This is a genomic window from Psychromonas hadalis ATCC BAA-638 (assembly GCF_000420245.1).
Classification (GTDB): Bacteria; Pseudomonadota; Gammaproteobacteria; order Enterobacterales; family Psychromonadaceae; genus Psychromonas; species Psychromonas hadalis.
Window position 1 is genome coordinate 1 of the sequence record NZ_ATUO01000060.1, and the last position, 21,396, is coordinate 21,396.

Annotated in this window: 21 protein-coding genes, 1 tRNA gene and 1 rRNA gene; 10 read left to right on the plus strand and 13 right to left on the minus strand. The window is 39.8% G+C overall.

Annotated features, from left to right (window positions below):
* Window positions 1–698: 698 nt before the first annotated feature.
* Window positions 699–1,181 (minus strand): hypothetical protein, encoded by a 483-nt coding sequence (locus tag G322_RS0109125; RefSeq protein WP_022941491.1) that lies wholly within the window; start codon window positions 1,179–1,181, stop codon window positions 699–701.
* Between the two features lie 144 nt (window positions 1,182–1,325).
* On the opposite strand from G322_RS0109125, the gene aroE reads away from it, so the two are divergent.
* The 9 genes from aroE (at window position 1,326) to G322_RS0109170 (ending at window position 10,331) form a co-directional block, all read left to right on the plus strand.
* Window positions 1,326–2,189, plus strand: coding sequence for a shikimate dehydrogenase (gene aroE, locus G322_RS20350; RefSeq protein ID WP_022941492.1), 864 nt, complete (start codon window positions 1,326–1,328; stop codon window positions 2,187–2,189).
* On the plus strand, window positions 2,167–2,430 hold the full coding sequence (locus tag G322_RS0109135) for a YihD family protein (RefSeq protein ID WP_022941493.1): 264 nt from the start codon (window positions 2,167–2,169) through the stop codon (window positions 2,428–2,430). Before aroE ends, G322_RS0109135 begins: the two co-directional genes overlap by 23 nt.
* Before the next feature lie 11 nt (window positions 2,431–2,441).
* Window positions 2,442–3,731 carry a hypothetical protein gene (locus G322_RS20355; protein WP_022941494.1) on the plus strand — a complete coding sequence of 430 codons (1,290 nt, stop codon included), beginning with the start codon at window positions 2,442–2,444 and terminating at the stop codon, window positions 3,729–3,731.
* Window positions 3,732–3,797: 66 nt separating this feature from the next.
* A complete protein-coding gene (gene ccoG, locus G322_RS0109145; RefSeq protein ID WP_022941495.1) occupies window positions 3,798–5,201 on the plus strand; it encodes a cytochrome c oxidase accessory protein CcoG in 1,404 nt (467 codons plus the stop codon).
* 91 nt (window positions 5,202–5,292) lie between these two features.
* Entirely contained in the window at window positions 5,293–6,285 is a 993-nt protein-coding gene (locus tag G322_RS0109150; protein ID WP_022941496.1) for a serine/threonine protein kinase, read from the plus strand.
* 154 nt (window positions 6,286–6,439) lie between these two features.
* Window positions 6,440–7,048 carry a thiol:disulfide interchange protein DsbA/DsbL gene (locus G322_RS0109155; protein ID WP_022941497.1) on the plus strand — a complete coding sequence of 203 codons (609 nt, stop codon included), beginning with the start codon at window positions 6,440–6,442 and terminating at the stop codon, window positions 7,046–7,048.
* Window positions 7,049–7,149: 101 nt separating this feature from the next.
* A complete protein-coding gene (locus G322_RS0109160) occupies window positions 7,150–7,812 on the plus strand; it encodes a uridine kinase family protein (RefSeq protein WP_022941498.1) in 663 nt (220 codons plus the stop codon).
* Entirely contained in the window at window positions 7,793–8,743 is a 951-nt protein-coding gene (gene coaA / locus G322_RS0109165) for a type I pantothenate kinase (protein ID WP_022941499.1), read from the plus strand. The genes G322_RS0109160 and coaA overlap by 20 nt, the downstream gene beginning before the upstream one ends.
* Before the next feature lie 178 nt (window positions 8,744–8,921).
* Window positions 8,922–10,331: an alanine/glycine:cation symporter family protein gene (locus G322_RS0109170; protein WP_022941500.1), complete on the plus strand. Its 1,410-nt coding sequence runs from the start codon at window positions 8,922–8,924 to the stop codon at window positions 10,329–10,331.
* Window positions 10,332–10,399: 68 nt separating this feature from the next.
* Here the strand turns inward: G322_RS0109170 and glpX are convergent, their stop codons facing one another.
* The 3 genes from glpX to G322_RS0109185 form a co-directional block, all read right to left on the minus strand.
* The gene (gene glpX / locus G322_RS0109175) at window positions 10,400–11,416 is read right to left on the minus strand and encodes a class II fructose-bisphosphatase (RefSeq protein WP_022941501.1); all 1,017 of its coding nucleotides are present in this window, start codon (window positions 11,414–11,416) and stop codon (window positions 10,400–10,402) included.
* Window positions 11,417–11,526: 110 nt separating this feature from the next.
* Window positions 11,527–12,741, minus strand: a complete 1,215-nt coding sequence (locus tag G322_RS0109180) for an aspartate aminotransferase family protein (RefSeq protein ID WP_022941502.1) — start codon at window positions 12,739–12,741, stop codon at window positions 11,527–11,529.
* Between the two features lie 60 nt (window positions 12,742–12,801).
* Complete coding sequence (locus G322_RS0109185) at window positions 12,802–13,371, minus strand: anthranilate synthase component II (RefSeq protein ID WP_022941503.1); 570 nt, start codon at window positions 13,369–13,371, stop codon at window positions 12,802–12,804.
* 75 nt (window positions 13,372–13,446) lie between these two features.
* Between G322_RS0109185 and G322_RS0109190 the strand changes: the two genes are divergently transcribed.
* Entirely contained in the window at window positions 13,447–14,340 is an 894-nt protein-coding gene (locus tag G322_RS0109190; RefSeq protein ID WP_022941504.1) for a TIGR01777 family oxidoreductase, read from the plus strand.
* Here the strand turns inward: G322_RS0109190 and arsJ are convergent.
* The 9 genes from arsJ to rrf all read right to left on the minus strand — a co-directional run.
* Window positions 14,337–15,524, minus strand: coding sequence for an organoarsenical effux MFS transporter ArsJ (gene arsJ / locus G322_RS0109195; protein ID WP_022941505.1), 1,188 nt, complete (start codon window positions 15,522–15,524; stop codon window positions 14,337–14,339). The two genes, G322_RS0109190 and arsJ, sit on opposite strands and share 4 nt — an antisense overlap.
* Before the next feature lies 1 nt (window position 15,525).
* Window positions 15,526–16,533, minus strand: coding sequence for an ArsJ-associated glyceraldehyde-3-phosphate dehydrogenase (locus G322_RS0109200; protein WP_022941506.1), 1,008 nt, complete (start codon window positions 16,531–16,533; stop codon window positions 15,526–15,528).
* Entirely contained in the window at window positions 16,533–17,051 is a 519-nt protein-coding gene (locus G322_RS0109205) for a cyclin-dependent kinase inhibitor 3 family protein (protein ID WP_022941507.1), read from the minus strand. Before G322_RS0109205 ends, G322_RS0109200 begins: the two co-directional genes overlap by 1 nt.
* A gap of 59 nt (window positions 17,052–17,110) precedes the next feature.
* On the minus strand, window positions 17,111–18,319 hold the full coding sequence (locus tag G322_RS0109210) for a heme biosynthesis HemY N-terminal domain-containing protein (protein WP_022941508.1): 1,209 nt from the start codon (window positions 18,317–18,319) through the stop codon (window positions 17,111–17,113).
* A 10-nt stretch (window positions 18,320–18,329) separates the two neighbouring features.
* Window positions 18,330–19,448: a uroporphyrinogen-III C-methyltransferase gene (locus G322_RS0109215; protein ID WP_022941509.1), complete on the minus strand. Its 1,119-nt coding sequence runs from the start codon at window positions 19,446–19,448 to the stop codon at window positions 18,330–18,332.
* Window positions 19,435–20,199: a uroporphyrinogen-III synthase gene (locus G322_RS0109220; protein ID WP_245542297.1), complete on the minus strand. Its 765-nt coding sequence runs from the start codon at window positions 20,197–20,199 to the stop codon at window positions 19,435–19,437. Before G322_RS0109220 ends, G322_RS0109215 begins: the two co-directional genes overlap by 14 nt.
* The gene (gene hemC, locus G322_RS0109225) at window positions 20,171–21,106 is read right to left on the minus strand and encodes a hydroxymethylbilane synthase (RefSeq protein ID WP_022941511.1); all 936 of its coding nucleotides are present in this window, start codon (window positions 21,104–21,106) and stop codon (window positions 20,171–20,173) included. The genes G322_RS0109220 and hemC overlap by 29 nt, the downstream gene beginning before the upstream one ends.
* 103 nt (window positions 21,107–21,209) lie before the next feature.
* Window positions 21,210–21,285 (minus strand) — tRNA-Thr (locus tag G322_RS0109230).
* An 8-nt stretch (window positions 21,286–21,293) separates the two neighbouring features.
* Window positions 21,294–21,396, minus strand: a 5S ribosomal RNA gene (gene rrf / locus G322_RS0109235); the annotation flags it as partial.

A 21,396-nucleotide genomic window follows, 5' to 3' on the forward strand; every position in this document is an offset into this window, starting at 1 on the left:
CACGGAGATTTGACTTCAAGTAATACGACAACGTGTTAAACCAATATCTGCGGAGGGCAAGCCATTGGCAAAAAAAAATATATATACCCGTTATCATTCAAGGTGCAAAATTCAGCAAGATGTGAGGTGAGCAGGTTCTAGGCAGAAAATTGAAGGTCTAACTGGTTCAATCGATGCTTTCTAACAACGAAGATGCTTGCTTCAAAATTTGCCTTGTGGGTCGTCAGCTCGAAAACTAATTCGGCGTTGCAGTATTCGATAAGGGCTAGCCATTGTCATCATACTGCGCCTTGTCTTAGTGTCCGAGCTGACGACTGAATAAAGCACTTTGATTGGTAACGGGTATAAAGAGCGCTCTTCATGAAAAGATAAATCTGGATAAAAATCCAGGGTACCTCTTCCCAAATCGCGTAAAATACGCTTTTTAAGTAAACGATGAATCTCCAATGTACAACCGATACGTTTGGTAACTTCTTGTACAGATCTTGATAAACGCCTTTATTACTCGGCTGAGCTTCGATATTAGGTAACCTTGCGGTAGTGCGATAGCCCATTTTTAAAATACACGCTTGGGAAGGGAGAATTAAAAAAGAAAATATCAGGGTAAAAACAGTAATATTAGTCTCATGTTAATTTCGATTTATTAGCGACTCACCAAGTTTAGTGCATGAATAAAAAGCAGCCAGATTGAATGAAAATTAACAGCCGGTACTTTTTATACGGTAACGCGCTCTCTGAATATGATTTAGACCATCTTCTGTGATTATTTTACGTGCTTGTTGATAGTTGATATAGCAAGCCTCATTTTTATAACTGCCTAAATATAAATGAATTCTCCCCTGTGGTTTAGCCTCTGAATACTCAAATAAAGTACTCTCGAGAAACAGTTGTAAGTCGTTCTGTTGCGCCCGCAACTCACCATATACCAAATAAGCTCCCGCCTCTTTTTTACCTAATATATTGGTACTTTGTAACACATTATTTTGTACATTTTTAATCACTGCACGACTATAAAGTAAGCGGTTCACTGAGCCTAAATTTAATGCTGTTGCATTGAGCGTTTTAATACGCGCTTCGCTGCCAACATCCATCACTTTAGGTAAAGCAAAAATAGCCAGCGTAAAAAGTAATATAATGATCAATATCAACTCAAGCAGTGGAAATTCAATGCGCTTCTTCATCTCTTGCACTCACCCTTTTCAGTTACGATAATAAAATAATCAGCTTTATTTTAGCTGAACTGTTTTTTTTATTTTACTCTATATTGAAAATATATAATTCATGCTAAATTAGCAGACTTAAATTGCCTAATTTTTGGAGTTTTCATGGATCAGTACGCTGTTTTTGGTAATCCAATTAAACACAGTAAGTCCCCTTTTATTCATACCCTTTTTGCACATCAAACAGCACAACAACTTATTTATACTGCAATAGAAGCACCCATTGACGACTTTAAAGGATCATTAAACCATTTTTTTGCGGGTGCAGGAAAAGGTTGTAATATTACCGTGCCTTTTAAAGAGCAAGCTTTTCAATATGCACAACAACTAACAGATCGCGCAACCTTAGCGGGTGCGGTAAATACGCTAAAACTCACCGATGACGGCCTCATTATTGGTGATAATACTGATGGCGCAGGGTTGATACTGGATCTTAAAAACAATCATATTGACCTCAAAGATGCACGTATTTTACTACTAGGTGCAGGTGGTGCCACGCGTGGTGTGTGTGGCCCTCTGTTAGCCGAATCCCCAAAAGAACTTATTATCGCCAACCGTACTTTTAGCAAAGCTGAAACACTGGTCGGAATATTCAGTGGCCTTGGTAATATTTCCGCCATTGAATTTTCCAACTTAGAGGGGGAATTTGATCTTATCATTAACGCTACATCTGCCAGTCTAAGTGGTGAAGTTCCCCCTATTAGCGCTGCATTAGTACGTCCTGAAACGGCAATTTACGACATGATGTACAGCGCTCAGCCGACCGCTTTTAATAAGTGGGCTAAGCAACTTGGCGCACGATTAGTGATTGACGGCTTAGGCATGTTAGTAGGACAAGCCGCTGAAAGTTTTGCTATGTGGCGTGGTTTAAAACCGAGAACAAAACAAGTATTAACCGAGTTACGTCATAATTTATCAAACAAAATTTTAAAAATAGGAGAAAAACATGCAGTGTCATCGTGTAAATGAAGTATTAGAGTTACTAAAACCTTACTGGTTAAAAAATAAAGAGCTAAGCTTAATGGAAGTACTCACCTTACTATCCAAAGAGTCTGGTTTTGAAGAGCCACTAGATAAGCTAAGTGATGAAGTCATTATCTACCACCTTAAAATGGATCAAACCGAAAAAGGTGAGATGATCCCAGGTATTAAAAAAGATTGTGAAGATGATTTCCAAACCGCACTGTTAAAAGCACGAGGGCTTCTTTAAAAGGGTTAAATATGGCATATAAATTCACACTGTTATTTTATAGTTCACTATTGCTCATCGGCTGTGATAATGAACCCTCATCCCCCAATAACAATGCGACTGAATTGAGCCATGTTTATAGCTACACAGAGCAAACACTTGAAACACCTTTACGTTATCCTGCCAGTTGTGTGAATTATACCAACAACTGTACGGTGGCAGAACTCCCCTTTATTGCCATGAGCTACCCTGATACTAAAATAGCTGAAGTAATGTCACGCGTTGTTGTTTCACATGATTGGATGGGAGAACGTTTTGAAAGTTTATTAACATTGCTTCCTAACGAGATATTAATACTACTTGGATCAGTCACAGCGGTGGTTATCTCGAACAATATCCGCCCTTCATTTTATTGGACAGGCTCAGGCGCTATCTACCTTGATCCCGCCACATTATGGTTAACCAATGAAGAGAAAAGTACCATCAATCAAACACCTGATTATCGAGATGCATTTGCAAATGGCTTGAAATATGATTTTTTTCATCGTTTTGTTAAAGATAATCGATCCGCTTATTCATACCACTCTTTAACTGGCAATGAAGAACGCAGTATTGATGATATTCTGCTACCGATGGCAAGTCTGCTATTTCATGAACTAGCACATGCAAACGACTTTATGCCATCAACACTAATGCCTTCTCTCAATATTGAAAATAAAACATGGTCAGAGATAAATCGTTTTTCATCACAACGGCTTAATATAAAACTAAAACAAAGCTATCCGATCAGTAATACAACATTAACAGCACATGCGGCAGTGCTCTATTTAGGCGCGAAAGCTACTGAGCAACAAAAACAAGATAACGCATCAGATCTTGGTATATTGATGCAACAGGAGGGCGCAAATCATCTTTACGCCTATTCACATCAAGCTGAAGATGTTGCAATGTTATTTCAGGCCACCATGCTCAACTACTATTACGATATAAAAATGGATAGCGCATTTGTTATTCAACCAGAAACGGGGAGTTTTACCTGTAACGATTATATTGTCGCATGGGGACAGCGCCATCGTATTGCAGATGCCATCAGCAGACCTCGCGCACTTTTTGTGAGTCAACAGTTACTACCCAGCATCAATTTTTCTCTTTTTTTTAGTCACCTTGAAGCACCACAGCCATTTCCACTATTAACTGATTGGTGTAACATCAGCTTAACGGAATCGTTAACAACAAATGGTATAACAAGGGCCCGCACTCAACCCTCAAGACAAAAAATAAAAAGAGATCATCATCATGGCATGATCACAGCCTTTCAATAATCACTTTAGATTCAACTAACATACATTTATACTGCCAACTCCTATGACATTTCAGAGTGCACTAAAATGACAGAGCGCATTAAAATCAAAGAGATTAAAACATCTACCCAATCCACAGTGGATCGTTACAACCCCAGCAATCGAATCTATGTGCGTGCCGTTTATGGTGTGTATCAAAAACTACGTCGTTATATCGGTTGGGGGCTTATTATTCTCTTTTTAGCATTACCGATGATGCGTTGGAATGGTCACCAAGCCGTATTATTTGATATTGATAAACAGCAGTATCATATTTTTAATATGACTCTGTTCCCACAAGATTTAACCCTGCTTGCATGGGTATTCATTATTGCTGCTTTTGCACTGTTTTTTATCACCACCTATCTGGGTCGTGTTTGGTGTGGTTATACCTGCCCACAAACAGTATGGACCTTTATCTTTATCTGGTTTGAGGAACGCTTTGAGGGGCGTGCCAATAAACGCAAACGCCTTGATCAAATGCCGTGGAGTTTCAATAAAGTTTGGCGAAAAACAGCCAAACATACAGGTTGGGTAATAGTATCACTGCTCACAGGCCTTGCTTTTAGCTCCTATTTTGTTCCTATTGATGAACTCTATTTTGATTTTGTCACCTTCAGTGCAGGTTTTTCAACCACCATGAGTGTGCTCTTTTTTGCGACCATCACCTATGCAAATGCAGGCTGGATGCGCTCTATTGTATGTACTCATATGTGTCCCTATGCCCGCTTCCAATCCACCATGTTTGATAAAGATACTTACATTGTTGGTTACGATACAACGCGTGGTGAACAACGTGGGCCGCGTCGCCGTAAAGCAGACCCTAAAGCGTTAGGTTTAGGGGACTGTGTTGATTGCGATCTTTGTGTTCAAGTTTGTCCTACAGGAATCGATATTCGTGACGGTTTGCAATATGAGTGTATTAACTGTGGTGCTTGTATCGATGCCTGTGATGAAACCATGGTCAAAATGGGTTATGAAAAAGGGCTTATCTCTTATACCTCCGAACAAAAATTAGCAGGAAAAGAGACCCATGTGATGCGCCCTAAAATTATCGGTTATGGTTTGATGCTGTTAGTCATGATTGCTATGCTTATCACCAATATCATTAATTTAAGCAGTGCAGAGATGGAGATAGTACGCGATCGCACCGTGTTATACCGTGAAAATAGCGAAGGACTTATTGAGAATACTTACACCTTAAAAATTCTCAATAAGACCATTGAAACACAAACTTATAATCTGTCATTTTCAGGTTTAGAGGATGCATATCTCATAGGCCCGAAACAGATAGTGATAAAATCAGGCGAAATCCTCACTCAACCGATATCTATTGCCGTTGATGCTTATGGTATGAAAGAGAAAAAAGTAATGATCACTATCAAGCTCACCAGTAGCACGGGTGAAGTCGAAGAGATAGAACAACAGAGCCCATTCTTTACCGGTTCATAATCAGAAAACAGCTAAACGCTTCATCTCCTTATGGAAGTGAAGCGTTAACTTCACCGTTATTTTTCAACACAACTTCCTTTTTAGAGGCTACATGTCAGATTCAAATTTTAGTTACCTTTCCCTTACTCCTGAATTACAGCTTGATGCACTCGCCAGTGTTGGCGTCTACCCAGAAACAGGCTTAATGCAACTCAACTCCTATGAAAATCGAGTATCACTCTTTACTGATGAAAATAAAATCCGTTATGTGGTGAAATTTTATCGTCCACAACGTTGGAGCGAAGCACAACTTCTTGAAGATCATCATTTTAGTTTAGAGCTAAAAGCACAAGGCTGTTTAATCTCTGAACCCGTCTCGATTGAGCATAAAACGCTGTTTGAATTTCAAGGTTATCATTTTGCCCTGTTTAAAAGCTTATCTGCGCGTAGTTTAGAAATGGATAACCTAGATCATCTCTATGAAGTGGGAATTTCACTCGGAAAACTGCACCGTATCGGTAGCCAAAACAGCTTTCAGTCACGCGAACTTTTAGACATAAAAACATTATTATCCGATCCCATTAAACAGCTAAAAGAGAGTAAATTAGTACCCTCTTTTATCCGTGAAACGCTATTTGCAGTGATGGATGAGGTCGAAAAACAAACCACACTGTTATTTAACAAGCATGCATTTACAACCATTCGTTTGCATGGTGATGTCCATGCTAGCAATATTTTAATGGATCGAGATACTCCCTACTTAGTCGATTTTGATGATTGTAAAATGGGTCCTGCAATACAAGATATCTGGATGTTATTAAACGGTGATAAAAGTGAAAAACAACGACAACTCTCCACCATTTTAGAAGGTTACGAGGAAGAGTTTGAATTTGATACTGCGCAAATAAAACTCATTGAACCTCTACGTAGCATGCGCATCATCCATTATGTGAACTGGATCAACAAAAGATGGACGGATCCCGCTTTCCCATTGAACTTTCCTTGGTTTAACAGTGACCAATACTGGAAGGAGTTGTTACAATCACTGCTTCAACAGATCATCAATATGCAGGCAGCGCCACTTTCAATGCAACCTGACTATTAAATAATAATATCAATTCCAATAAATATGTGATCGTTTTTGGGACGTGAGACTTTAGTCTCGCCTTTACTATTGGCGCCACTAAAGCAGCACATCCTAATAATTAATATGACCGGTTAATTACTGGAAATGGTATAACTATAAAAAGGGTACAAAAATGAACAAGTTTCTTGCGATTTTCGCTGGGTTAATATTACTACCACTCGCAGTTCAAGCAACTGATTTTAAAGAGGGAAAACACTACGAAGTGGTTAAACAAACAGCAACTTCAACTCCTGAAGTATTAGAGTTTTTCTCGTTTTTCTGCCCACACTGCATGAAATTTGAACCTTTAATGGTTCAGTTACAAGCGAAATTGGGTGATGATGTAAAAATCAGAAAAAATCACGTTAACTTTTTAGGTAAAGAGATGGGTCCACAGCTCACACAAGCACTTGCAGCGGCACAACTATTAGAAGTTGAAGATAAAGTATCAAGTCTCATTTTCGATCAAATTCATACTCAACGTAAACCTATTAATGGTGAAGCGGGTATTTTAGCAATCTTTGAAAAAGCGGGCATCTCAAATGCAGAAGCACAAGGTGCAATAGCCAGTTTCCCTGCAAGTGGACTCGCATCACAGATGAAACGCAATACTGAAACGTTTAAAATCCGTGGTGTACCTGCACTGATTATAAATGGTAAATACCAAGTGATTACTAACTCAGTGACAAGTACAGACGAGTTTATTGAACTGGTTGTTTTCCTTACCGAGAAAAAAGGTTAGTCTAATTAAGCGAGGCAAAAAAGGTCACCGAGGTGACCTTTTTTGTACCTATCAATTTTTAGGGTTATAATGCATTAACATGGATGAATGGAGAGCTACCTTTGAAAACCGTATTTAATAATGCAGCGCAAATAAAATCCGTCTTGCGTGACCTGCACACCCAAAAAGGCTCAAGTAAAGCCAAGATTATTGCGATTAGTGGTATTGAAGGTGGTGGAAAACGCGCATTAACAGAAAAAGTAGCAGAAGCATTGCAGCTAGAAGGGATCTCCGTTGCGATTGTCCACACCGATGACTGGGAAGCTTGTGACCGTGTGCGTTTTAATGTCATGAACAGCCCTGCAGAGTATTACCTTAATGCATACCGATTAGATGAGATGGTTGAAGAGCTTATTTTACCACTGAAACTTTTTGGCAGTGTAAAAACCTCGGTCACGCTTGCAGATGTGATGAATCCACGCACAGTCGATTATAATTTTGAAAATATTGATATTATTCTCATTGAAGGTGTTTACCTACTTCAAGACGCTTACTTAGCGCTTTATGACTACAGTATTTGGGTTGAAAGTGACTTTGATGCCGCTTTTGCACTTTTAAAGAGCCAAGTTGATATTGAACAATCACAAAAAGCACTGGTTAACCTTTTTGAGGGATTAATTAAACCTGCAGCTCAATACCATATTTACACAGACGATCCGCAAGGGCATGCCCAATCCGTCTACATCGAACAAGAAAGCAACGATAATGACAATAAAACAGAATAATAACCATACAGCGTATATGCAGTTTGAACGAGAACAATGGTCTGAGTTGCGTGATAACGTGGCGTTAACATTGTCGGAACAAGATCTGCAACAATTGCAAGGGATCAATGAATCACTATCACTCGATGAAGTGAGAGATATCTACCTGCCCCTTTCGCGTTTATTAAATCTTTATGTAGAGGCGCAACAGTATCGCCATACTGTGCGCGATAAATTTTTAAACAGTAATAACGAACACGTTCCTTATATTATTGGTATTGCTGGCAGTGTCGCCGTCGGAAAAAGCACCACCGCACGTATTTTGCAAGCGTTGCTTTCACGCTGGCCAGAACACCCTCAAGTTGCCTTAGTCACCACTGATGGTTTTTTACGCCCCAATCAAGATTTGGTGGCACGTAACTTAATGCATAAAAAAGGCTTTCCAGAAAGCTTTGATATTAAAGCATTAGTTGATTTTGTGGCGGCCATAAAATCAGGTAAAGAGTCCGTGTCTGCCCCGATCTATTCGCATTTAACCTACGATATTCTGCCCGATGAAACAATAAAAGTAGAAAAACCTGATATTGTTATTTTGGAAGGATTAAATGTATTACAAACGGCAATCAACTACCCCGATCATCCACATCGCGTTTTTGTTTCTGATTTTGTCGATTTCTCTATTTTTGTTGATGCCGATACCGACCTATTAAAACAGTGGTATATCCAACGCTTTCTTAAATTCCGTGAGGGGGCTTTTACTGATCCTAACGCTTATTTTCACAGTTATTCTAAAATGAGTGAGCGTGAAGCAATTAAAATTGCGGCTAAAATATGGGATGAGATAAATGGCGTTAATTTACAAGAAAACATTCGTCCAACACGTGATCGTGCCAATCTAATATTAAAAAAATCCACCAACCATCAAGTTTCTAATGTGAAATTACGCAAGTAAAAATAGCCCTGTTTTTACCCAATACCTTTAAACGCCAAAAAATGCTATTATCTCGCCCCTCTTTTATGAAAATAACAAATTACACGGATTTAAGACCTTATTTTCTTATTAATTAATACCCATTTATAAAGCCTACAAATAAGCAGCCTTTATAAATTGGTACATATTAGGAAAATTTATGTTATCACTCTTTAACTCAGTTAATGGCATTTTATGGGGACAGATACTTGTCTACCTACTCATCGGCACCGGACTCTACTTCACTGTTCGTTTAGGCTTTATTCAGTTCCGCCACTTCTTGCACACCTTTACTGTGATGCGCAGTAGTCGAAAATCAGACAGTGAAGGGATCTCTTCATTTCAAGCACTTTCCACCAGCCTTGCCGCACGTGTTGGCACGGGTAACCTTGCCGGCGTAGCGATTGCAATCACAGTGGGTGGCCCGGGCGCTATTTTTTGGATGTGGTTAATTGCTATTTTAGGCATGGCAACCAGCTTTGCAGAAAGTACCCTTGCACAAGCTTATAAAGTACATGATGAAGATGGTAACTTTCGTGGTGGTCCCGCTTATTATATGGAGCGAGGCTTAAATGCGCGTTGGATGGGTAGCTTGTTTGCTATCTTCTTAATTATCGCTTTTGGCTTGGTCTTTAATGCCGTACAAGCAAACTCCATTACTGCTGCGCTACATGAATCTTTTCAGTTTGATAAAATAACGATCACCATAGTATTAGTGATTGCCTCAGCATTAGTTATCTTTACTGGTATCCGCGGCATTGCAAAAGTCGCAGAGAAAATAGTCCCAACAATGGCAGCGGCTTATCTTCTCGTGGCAGCATTTGTGGTGATAACTAACATTTCTGAACTACCCGCTATTTTCAAAATGATTCTTGATGCCGCATTTGGCTGGCAAGAAGCAGCAGGTGGTGCATTTGGTGCAATGATAATGACCGGTATTCAGCGTGGTCTATTCTCCAATGAAGCCGGTATGGGCAGCGCAGCAAATGCAGCTGCAACCGCTTCTCCTTACCCAGCTCATCCTGCATCACAAGGTTATGTTCAGATGTTAGGTGTGTTTATCGATACCATGGTTATCTGTACGGCAACGGCCTCTATTATTTTACTTTCTGGTGGTTTAGAGTCATTTTCAGGCATGGGTGGTATTGAGATAACCCAACGTGCACTTGATTCTCAGGTAGGTGATTGGGGTGGGCAGTTTGTCGCTATCGCACTGCTGTTTTTTGCATTTACTTCCATCATTGCCAACTACTCTTACGCAGAAACCAACCTTATCTTCTTAATGCATAAACACACGCGAGGTTTAATATACCTGCGTATCGCTGTATTAGGTATGATCGTTTTTGGCGCTCTACAGAGTAACAATGTAATCTGGGCACTGGCCGATGTCTCAATGGGATTAATGGCGATTGTTAACTTGGTCGCCATTTTACTGCTCTCTAACGAAGTAGTGAAACTTGCTAAAGATTACAACGATCAACTCAAAGAGGGTAAAGTACCGACCTTTGATCGCACTAAATTCCCTGAATTAGATAAAAAAATGGAGCCCGGCATTTGGGAAAAGAAATAGAGAGTTAAATTCAAGATATAAAAAAGGCGCTTAAAGCGCCTTTTTTTTGTAACCGATAAAAATATAACTTAAAGAATAATCTCTTTTAGCTTTGGATCTTTACGATCAAGATAATGGATTGAACGAATACGACGTACAGTACGAGATTTACCACGTACTAACAGTGTTTCTGTGGTTGCCATGCGACCGTCAACTGTCACACCTTCCACCAAGTCACCCATGGTAATACCGGTTGCAGCAAAGATAATATTGTCATTTTTAACAAGGTCTTCCAGTTTCAACACCTTATTTACTTCAATACCCTGCGCTTCACAACGACGGATCTCCTCTTCACCAATCTTAATATTCTCTTCTGTTGCCCCTTTGACCATTGGACGAGGAATCAAACGCGCTTGCATATTACCATCTAACGCACGAACAACCGCCGCCGAAATAACACCTTCTGGCGCACCACCAATACAGTACAACACATCAATTTGATTATCAGGCATACAAGCCAGCACCGAGATAGCAACATCACCATCTGGAATCGCAAAAACACGACAACCTAACCCTTGCATCTCTTTAATCACACGATCATGACGAGGTTTAGCCAATGTTGCAACCGTTAACTCGGTAAGAGACTTACCCAAAGCAAAAGCAATCGATTTTAAATTTTGTTCAAGTGATAATTCTAAATCGATGGCATCTTTCGCATTCGGGCCAACAATCAGTTTTTCCATGTACATATCTGGCGCACGTAAAAAACTGCCTTTTTCACCGACCGCTAAAACAGCCAGTGCATTTGACTGCCCCATTGCTGTCATACGCGTGCCTTCAATCGGATCAACGGCAATATCAACGGCATCACACCCTTCTTTACGTGTACCCACATGCTCACCAATGTATAACATTGGCGCTTCATCAATTTCACCTTCACCAATAACGATTTCGCCATCAATATCAATTTGATTAAAGATAAGGCGCATCGCCTCAACAGCAGCCGCATCTGCGGTATTTTTATCACCACGGCCTAACCATTTAAAACCCGCTAATGCAGCGGCTTCTGTTACTCGAGAAAATTCAATTGCTAATTCGCGTCTCATTCGTAGAGCTCCCAGTTCAATATCTGTTTTTTTATAAAATTCTTTGTGTTGCTAAACAGTAGCCGATAGCAACAATGCAGGGCATTATACGCATATTCTCTAAAATATGCTTACCCTTTCACCACGACTTCAATCGCATTTTTAAACTTAGCCATCGCTTGTTTAATTTCATCATCACTAATGTTTAATGCAGGCGCAAAACGGATCACATTAGCACCCGCAACTAAGACTAATAACCCTTGTTCAACGCTTGCTAAAAAGAAATCTTTAGCACGATCTTGATACTGCTCATTAAGTACCACCCCAAGTAATAATCCAGCACCACGCACCTCTTTAAAAATTGAAAATTCACTGTTTATCTCATCTAACAACTCGCGGAACAGCTTCTCTTTTTGCTTCACGCCCGCTAACATTTCAGGAGTATTAATTAGATCGAACACTTTACTCGCCACCGCACATGCTAGCGGATTACCACCAAAGGTGGTGCCATGTGTCCCTACCGTTAAACAAGCCGCGAGTTTAGTCGTGGTTAACATTACCGAGATAGGAAAACCTCCACCTAACGCTTTTGCTGAGGTAACAATATCAGGCGTGACATCTAAGCCCATATAAGCAAAAAGAGAACCCGTACGACCCATACCTGTTTGTACTTCATCAAAAATCATTAAGGCATTGTGTTTGTTACACAAAACACGTACCGCAATCGCAAACTGATGACAAATAGGTAATACCCCCCCTTCGCCTTGTAGCGGCTCTAAAATAACCGCACAGGTTTTATCAGAAATAGCGGCTTCAAGCGCACTAAGATCATTATATTCAAGATGAGTAATATCAGCAGGCTTGGGTCCAAAACCATCAGAATAACTTTTCTGTCCACCCGCGGTGACAGTAAAAAAGGTACGCCCATGAAAACCTTGATGAAAAGCGATAATTTCTGTTTTATCTTTATTAAAATTATCTTGTGCGTAACGACGCGCGAGTTTCAGCGCAGCTTCATTCGCTTCAGCGCCCGAATTAGCAAAAAACACCTTCTCAGCAAAGGTATTATCAACCAACTTTTGCGCTAATTGTAGCGCGGGTTCATTGGTATAAATATTGCTCACATGCCATAACTTCTGAGCTTGCTCTATTAAGGTTTTGACTAATTCAGGGTGCGCATGACCCAGCGCATTAACTGCAATACCACCCGTAAGATCTAAATATTCGTTATCTTGTTGATCCCACACTCGTGAGCCTTCACCACGTACAGGGATCATGTTTAGTGGCGCATAGTTTGGCACCATTAGTTGATCAAAAAGCGGACGGGTGATTTGAGTGTTTGACATAAGATAATCCTTTTTAAATATGTGAATTGCTAAATTAACAGGTGATGGAGATAGAGTCCATTACGCTTGTTCGATAAAATTTAGGAGCAGTTGTAATCCCTGCTCAGACATAATACTTTCAGGGTGAAATTGTACTCCTTCAATCGCTAAGGTTTTATGACGAATAGCCATGATTTCATGACTGTCCAACACCGTTGCAGAGAGTTCAAAACAACTTGGCAATGTGTCAGGTTGCACCACTAAACTATGATAACGAGTAATATCAAGCGGATTATTTAGCCCTGTAAAGACCCCTTTTCCATCATGACTAATTAATGAATTTTTACCATGCATCACCTGTTTGGCACGCACAATATTAGCGCCGAAAACCTGCGCGATGGCCTGATGCCCTAAACAAACACCCAGCAGAGGAATTTCACCTGAAAAACGCTCAATCGCATTTAAAGAGATGCCCGCCTCATTTGGCGAACAAGGGCCAGGAGAAATAACCAGATGATCAGGTCGCATATCACTGATCTCTTTTAAGCTAATCTGATCATTTCTTTTTACAATAACCTGCTGTTTTAGCTCAGAAAAATATTGCACTAAGTTATAAGTAAAAGAGTCGTAATTGTCGATCATCAGTAGCATGAAAGGTGTAACCTGTAATCAGTTAGAGATAAAAACCATTTTAACCTAAACTTGCTTTTAGAGGTCGAAAATAAAATGAAAATATTAATGATTGGTTCAAGTGGCTTAATTGGCACAGCGTTAGTGCCCTACCTGCAGGCACAAGGCTTTGAAGTGGGACGCTTATTACGTTATAAACAGGATAACCACCCCTACTGGAATATTGACCCACTCTGTTTTCATCTAAACAGCTTTTCACACCCTGATATTATTATTAACTTAGCGGGTGAAAATATCGCTAATGGCCGTTGGACGGAAAAAAAGAAAAGACAACTGATCGATAGCCGAATAACAACCACAAAACACTTAGTGAATTATTTTAAAAATAATCCACCGAAACTGTTTATTAATGCCTCAGCGATCGGTTTTTATGGCAACAGTGGTGAAACCGTTGTTGATGAGGAGAGCGTTGCCGGTGATGAGTTTGTTTCTGAATTAGCCAAGCAATGGGAAAAAAGTTGTGAGCCAATACAATCATCCAAAACACGTTTAATAAAACTACGCACAGGTATTGTATTAAGCAAACAAGGAGGCGCATTAGCAAAAATGCTACCTGCTTTTAAGTTTGGTTTAGGTGGAAAAATAGCCTCAGGCAAACAGATTATGAGTTGGATAGATATTAATGATCTGTGCCACGCTATTCTGTTCATTATTAATCAGTCACCATTAACGGGGGCAATAAACCTTGTATCCCCCAACCCAGTCACCAATCAAGTATTCAGCAAGGCATTAAGCAAGCAGCTGTCGCGCCCCTGTCTTTTTCCGCTACCCAGTTTTATGGTAAAGCTACTTTTTGGCGAGATGGGAGAAGCACTGTTATTAAGCAGTACCAATGTACAACCCCAAAAACTACTCGATGCAGGATTTCAATTTGAATATGCACAACTGTCAGATAGCTTATTAAAACAACTAACCCAATCTAGCAGTTAAATATTTGTGGGTAAGCGTCGCGAAATAAGGGTGGCGCACAAAATAAACAGACAAGAAACAATTAAACAAGCAGTAAAACCAAGATTCACAAACAACCAACCAGAAAGTAGTGTACCGATCAGTCTACCCATTGCATTTGCCATATAATAGAAACCAATATCCAACGAGACGCCATCGCGTCGTGCATAACTCACGATTAGGTAACTATGCAATGAGGAATTAATGGCAAACAATCCGCCAAATATAAACAAACAAATGATGACTAACCAAGATGAAATGGGCAAACTTACTAAGACCAGTATGGGTGTTAATATGAGTGCCGACGCCCACAAAGTGGCACTTTTTCCATCAGGTGCATGACCTTTCGTTAAATAGGGAGTGATCGATTGAATACCACCGTAAACGATGATCCACACCGCGATTAATGTGCCAATCGACCAAGCACTCCAACCATAGGTTTCACTGAAATAAACAGGTAAAGCAACCACAAACCACACATCACGAGAGGCAAACAGAAACAGACGGGCAGCAGAAAGGCGATTGATCGCGACACTTTTTGAAAACAGCTCTTTGAATTTAACTTTACGCTTTACCCTGCCCAGATCCGTTTTTAACAACATTAAACTCGCAACAAATACTATCAATAATAAGCTTGCCATTAATAACATCGCCGACTGGAAACCAATCAGGGTTAACAACAAGCCACCCAAGAAGAAACCAAACCCTTTAAGGGTGTTTTTAGATCCCGTTAATATCGCCACCCATTTGTATAACTGACCTTGATTATCATCCTGCACAAATAGTTTAATGGCACTTTTGGCACTCATCTTATTGAGATCTTTTGCGATTCCAGACAATGCCTGTGCAAACATCACCCAAAGTATCGTTAAATCGTCATTAGGTAACGTTAACATTAGCAGTGCTATCACCTGCATAAACAGGCCAACATTCATAGTACGATTAAGTCCGAATCTTGCCCCCAACCATCCCCCAAATAGGTTGGTAACAACACCAAAAAACTCGTAAAAGAGAAATAGAAAAGCAACTTGCAGTGCATCATAACCAAGTTGATGAAAATAGAGCACCACCAACATACGTAGCGCACCATCTGTTAAGGTAAATGCCCAGTAGTTGCCTATTATAACAAGGTATTGTTTGAGTTCACTGGAGAGGTTTTTAAACATTTTATTTATCGACTAGACCGACTGTTCTCATCAATTCAGCGGTACGCGTTGCATAACCCATCTCATTATCGTACCAAGCGTATATTTTTAACATACGCTTGCCGACCATCATCGTCGATAATGCATCAATAATCGTTGAACGTTGATCACCACGATAATCAATTGAAACTAAAGGTTTTTCTTCAAAACCCAAAATACCTTTAAGTTCATTTTCCGAAGCCTCTTTAAGGTGTTTATTAACTTGTTCAGCCGTTGTGTCTTGTTTTAGATTAAAGATGATGTCAGTTAGAGAAGCATTCGCAAGTGGGACACGTACTGCATGACCATCTATTTTCCCTGCCAATTCAGGGAATATTTCTACAATCGCTTTTGCAGAACCTGTTGTAGTTGGAATCAGGCTCATACCACACGCACGCGCTCGGCGCAGGTCTTTGTGCGGTGCATCTAAGATAGTCTGGGTATTAGTTAAATTATGAATAGTGGTAAAAGCAACTTGCTCAATACCTATTTTTTCATTGATCACTTTGATCACAGGCGCAAGGCAGTTAGTCGTACAAGAAGCAGCCGTCACGATTTTATGTAATTCAGGTTGGAAAATATCATCGTTCACACCCACGACAATATTAGCAATGCCCTCCGCTTTAACAGGCGCAGAAACCACAACACGTTTAACGCCCTGATCTAAATAAGTTTGTAACAAAGTTACGTCACGGTTCACACCCGTTGCTTCAATCACCACATCACAGACAGACCAGTCTACTTTGCCAATTTCACTCTCTTGTGCGCATTTTATGTTGTGATCACCAATCATTATCTGTTGATCAACACTATCAACTTGGTGAAACCAACGTCCCTGAATAGAATCAAATTCTAACAGGTGCGCTAATGTTGCAGCATCACCCGCATTATCATTAATTAATACAAATTCAATCTCAGGCCAATCATAGGCGACACGTAAAACTAAACGCCCAATACGACCAAAACCATTTATACCCACTTTAATACTCATTACAAATCCTTCTGTTTTAATTGTTCATTTAATACCGTTAAGTAATCTCGATGGCAAGCATGAATAAACGCATTCGGGCGTAAAGTCTGAATAGACTTCATTAACGGTTCAATCGCTTCACCACGCTCAAGTAATATTTGTGCAGAAATAAGCCCTGTACGACCAGATCCCCCTTTACAATGAACAGCAATACTCTTGCCCTGGTCAAGTAACCGATGTATTGCTGGGCCAGCTGTTTTCCATGCTTCTAAAAATGGGGTTTGGGGAGCTTCATCATCCACAATAGGAAGGTGAAACCATGACATCCCTTTCTGTTTAATTGACTCTCCAATATCAGACAGTTCATTTTTATCTAGTTCAGCTTGGGTCATAAACGTTAAAATGGCTTCTGCACCTGCTGCTTTAATCTCATTTAATGAGTAGTTTAGACCTGCATCTTTAGTGCCTGGGCAAGGTGTTAATATTATTTTGGCTTGGCTATTTTGTACCGAAAGTGTAAATAAGGGGTGCATTGACATGAGATGACCTATATAAAAAAGCAGGGAGACCCCTGCTAGTTGATGTTATCCTTTTACTGTTACCGTTTTGTGACAGCCATTGAGGTGGCGGTTGCCAAAAGTAATCCTTGTCGATAATAAAGGGTGGCTTCTTGAGAACGATCTTGTTTTTCCAGTAGCTCAGCAAGCAACGCATAATCATTTATGTTCGGCTCTGTCTGCACACTAATTTCAAGATGTTTAATGGCGGCAACTTCGTTATTCTCTTTTAGTTTTAACTTCGCTAATACTTGATTAATCAAACCAATATTTTTGTTTTTACTGAGCTTTTTTTCTAATAGTAAAATCAGTGGATAGTGATCGCTAACCACCACTTTATCTAAATAAGTTAATAGCGGTAATGAAAACTGTTTGTTGAGTTTTTCAATGAGCAAAGCTTGCGCATATTGTCCATGATCAAATTCGATATAAGCATCCAGCACCGCCTTTTGATAACTAAGCTCTTTACGCATCCAACGGGGCGCTTTTTTATCCCAAAATAGTTTTAACGATTCTGCACTTTCTGTCGCTAATTGCTTAAAAAGATGCTGATAACCATTTAGCTCCACAGCCGCAAACTCTAATTCGTTATAAACTAAAGTTTTACGTTGTTCATTCAACACCTTAATATATTTTGACCATTCATTAAGCGCAGGGTAAATACCTAAATAAAGTGTCGCAATACGTTTGTTTTTAGGGAATTTAACCTCTAACTCACGCAGTGTAGCAAGTGCATTTTCATACTGCTTAGCCTCAAGTTGTAACTCCACCCAGACTAAGCCAACCGCAAGTTGTGCCCCTTTTTGACTCTCACAAGCAAGTTGTAAATGATCATCACGCAGATCATATAACCCTTGCTGATGCGCCGCTTTTGCAGCTGCAATATAGGTCAACGCAGGTGATTCGCTACGTTGCGCTGATTGCGAAAGCAGTTTATGTGCTTGTTTATGCTTACCCTCAAACAGCGCCCACATACCCAACAAACTGTTTTTTTGTGCTTTTTTAGTTTTTCTCTGACCAAACCAGCCACGGGTAACGGTGCTCATCGACAATAAGCGACGTAAAATCCATTCAGCAAATAACAGTAAAAAGTAGAAAATGAGAGCAATAAAACCCGCATTGATAATAGTGGTTTCATAAGTAGTATAACTATCAAAAGAGACAAGGATGTAACCCTTATTGCCACTGATTTCAGGTCCTAAAATTAACCCTGCAATAAGGGCTGAGATAATCAGAATCATTCTAATCATAATTGTTCCCCTATTTTAGATTTGAACTAGCAAGTGATTTTTTCAGACGTTGCTCTATTACACTCTCTAATAGTGGTGTACTTTTCAACTGATCTGGATATTTAATAGATATTTTACGTTTACTTAATCGTTGTACCGCTTTATAAAAATGACCGGTATTATCATTATTCAAATCATAATACGTTTTCAACAAGTTAAGCGTATTTTCCAACGCAATATCATACACAACTTGCTGTTCACGATAGATGGCAAAACCTGCTTTTGCTAAATTATAACGTAGGTGCTCCTGTAAATACCAACTCTGCTCAGGTGAAAGTAACGCTTCTATTTTGTTTTCACGTCTATTCACGGTGATAAAGCTATCAATAAAAGCATCCCACGATTTAACAAGATTACTATCCCAGTCATTAATATCCGTTGAGACTTCTGTGCCACTATTTTTATCAGCATCGGGTATTAATAAATGGGTAGATTGCAACTTATTCACACGGCGCTCTAAACTTGAAAGTACTAAAATGACCCCGTCAGGATCACGCTTAGGCAACGTTTCTAAACTGTTAATATCTTCAAGCAATGCGCTACGCAATGGACTTAAGCTTGCATCGTTTAACTCAACAATACGTTGGTCAGCAGCAACTAGCAGTGATATAGCTGTTTTAATATCTTTCTCCAACCAAATTTTTCTACTTGCTAAGGCGATAAGATACTCAACTTCCGATAAGATCCAATCATTAGGATGGCGAATATTAGTTTCCGAAAAGCGCCGTTGTAGTGATTGGATATCTGTTTTGGCTATCTTGTTATCGTTCTTGGTTTGTTGGAGTTGTAATGTTACTTGCTCAATTTGTGCTTCTAACGTCGTTTTTATTTTAATAGATTGACGTAGCTGTGCATCTTGCTTAGATGACTGAACTGTTAATTTCTGACTTAATAAATTTAACTGCTGTTGCTGAGAAGTAAATAACGCTTGGTTTTCTTTATAAAAAGTAAAAGCTAAAACGGCACAACCAACAATTAATATCAGTGCGAATAAACCACTAAAAAGAGCAAGTTTTCGTAACTTAGTTGTTTTTTGTTTGTTAATCGCAGGCAAATCTTGATGCTCTACCCTATTTTCAGTCGCGGTCATAACTACCCTCATCAGTAAAATAATTAATCAATTCTTGGTTGGATATGCTTGCTAATAAAACTGTTTTTTGAAAGCCTAAATTTGTCGCGTATTCCAATATTCGCTCACTAGAAGCAAACAGTGTCAGTGATTTTAACCAGCGTTGATCTTCATATGCAGTGATTTTTATCAGTTGTTCAAGCAACTCAATACTGCTGATAATAGCACCATTAATCGCTTGTTGTTGCCATTTATGTGCAGTCGTTGATCTTGATAACTTAATAGCAACACGCTGATAAGATTCATAATAATCAACACTCGCGCCGCGTAAAATAAGCTGATCTCTTAAAAACTCTCGCCCGCCAACACCACGCAAAATCAAAACCGTTTGATTTGTTAATTGCTGCAACATCGGTAAAGCCAATAATCCTTCACTACTAAAATCTGTCTCTGGAATAAAAACCGATTGGTCTATTTTAGTTGTAAGTAGTAACTGCGTTGCTTTACCAACAGCAAAATAGCGCGCGTTAGGCCACGTGTTTTTACACTGTTTATCACTGTACTCAACGGCATTACAGCTTATTGCAATAACAATATCGTAAGGCTTATGAAAAATAGAGACAGGGTGTTCTACCTCTTCAATTTTAAGCAGGGGTTGAGCAATAGAAAAAATACCCTGCTCGTTAAGCTTTTCAGCCACTTGTTGTGCATGAGGTGCAAAACGAGTGACCAATAAACGAGGTTTAACCATTATTTTTATAAACTTCAGCAAGGATCTCTTTTGCACCACAGTCTAATAATTGCTGTGCCAGTGCAAGCCCCATCTGCTGCGCCTCTTCTGGCTTACCTGTTATCTCTTTACGAATAATTTGCTTGCCATCAACACTGCCAACAAGACCACGTAAAAATAACTCATCACCCTTAATAATAGAATAACTACCAATCGGCACTTGGCAACCACCTTGTAGCGCAAGGTTCATAGCACGCTCAGCGGTTACACGAATACGTGTTTGTGCATGCTCAAGTGGTTTTAACAGCGCAATCGTTTGCTCATCATCTAAACGACACTCAATACCTACAGCGCCTTGGCCTACAGCAGGAAGGCTCACTTCTGGCTCGATGTAACTGGCAATACGCGCTTGCATCTCAAGACGAATCAGCCCAGCAGCAGCTAAAATAATGGCATCGTATTCACCATTATCTAATTTACCTAAACGCGTATTCACATTGCCACGTAGATCTTTAATGATTAAATCGGGACGTAATTCACGAAGTTGACATTGACGACGCAGGCTTGATGTTCCCACAACAGCACCTTGTGGTAACTGTTCAATAGTAGAGAAATTATTAGAAACAAACGCATCACGCGGATCTTCGCGTTCACAGATAACCGTCAAACCCAAGCCTTCAGGAAAATCAACAGGTACATCTTTCATAGAGTGCACTGCAATATCAGCGCGACCTTCCAGCATTGCCACTTCAAGCTCCTTAACAAATAAACCTTTACCACCGACTTTGGCAAGTGGCGTATCAAGAATTTTATCGCCTTTGGTTTTCATTGGTAACAACTCAACCGCTAAGTCAGGATGAAATTTTAAAAGCTCAGCCTTTACAAAGTTAGCTTGCCACATAGCCAATGGACTATGACGTGTTGCAATACGAATTATTTTTTTGTTCATTGATGAAGAATCTCGTTAATTAATAAACCAATTAACTGATGCTATCAAAGAAATCATCTGTAATAAACAGATAAGAAAAAAAGAGGAGTTTAATAAGAAGTAATGGTGCTGATAGGCGGATTCGAACCGCCGACCTCACCCTTACCAAGGGTGCGCTCTACCAACTGAGCCATATCAGCAAAAGGGTATCTGACAATGACCTACTCTCACATGGGGAGACCCCACACTACCATCGGCGCAACTGCGTTTCACTGCTGAGTTCGGAAAGGGATCAGGTGGTGCCACAGCGC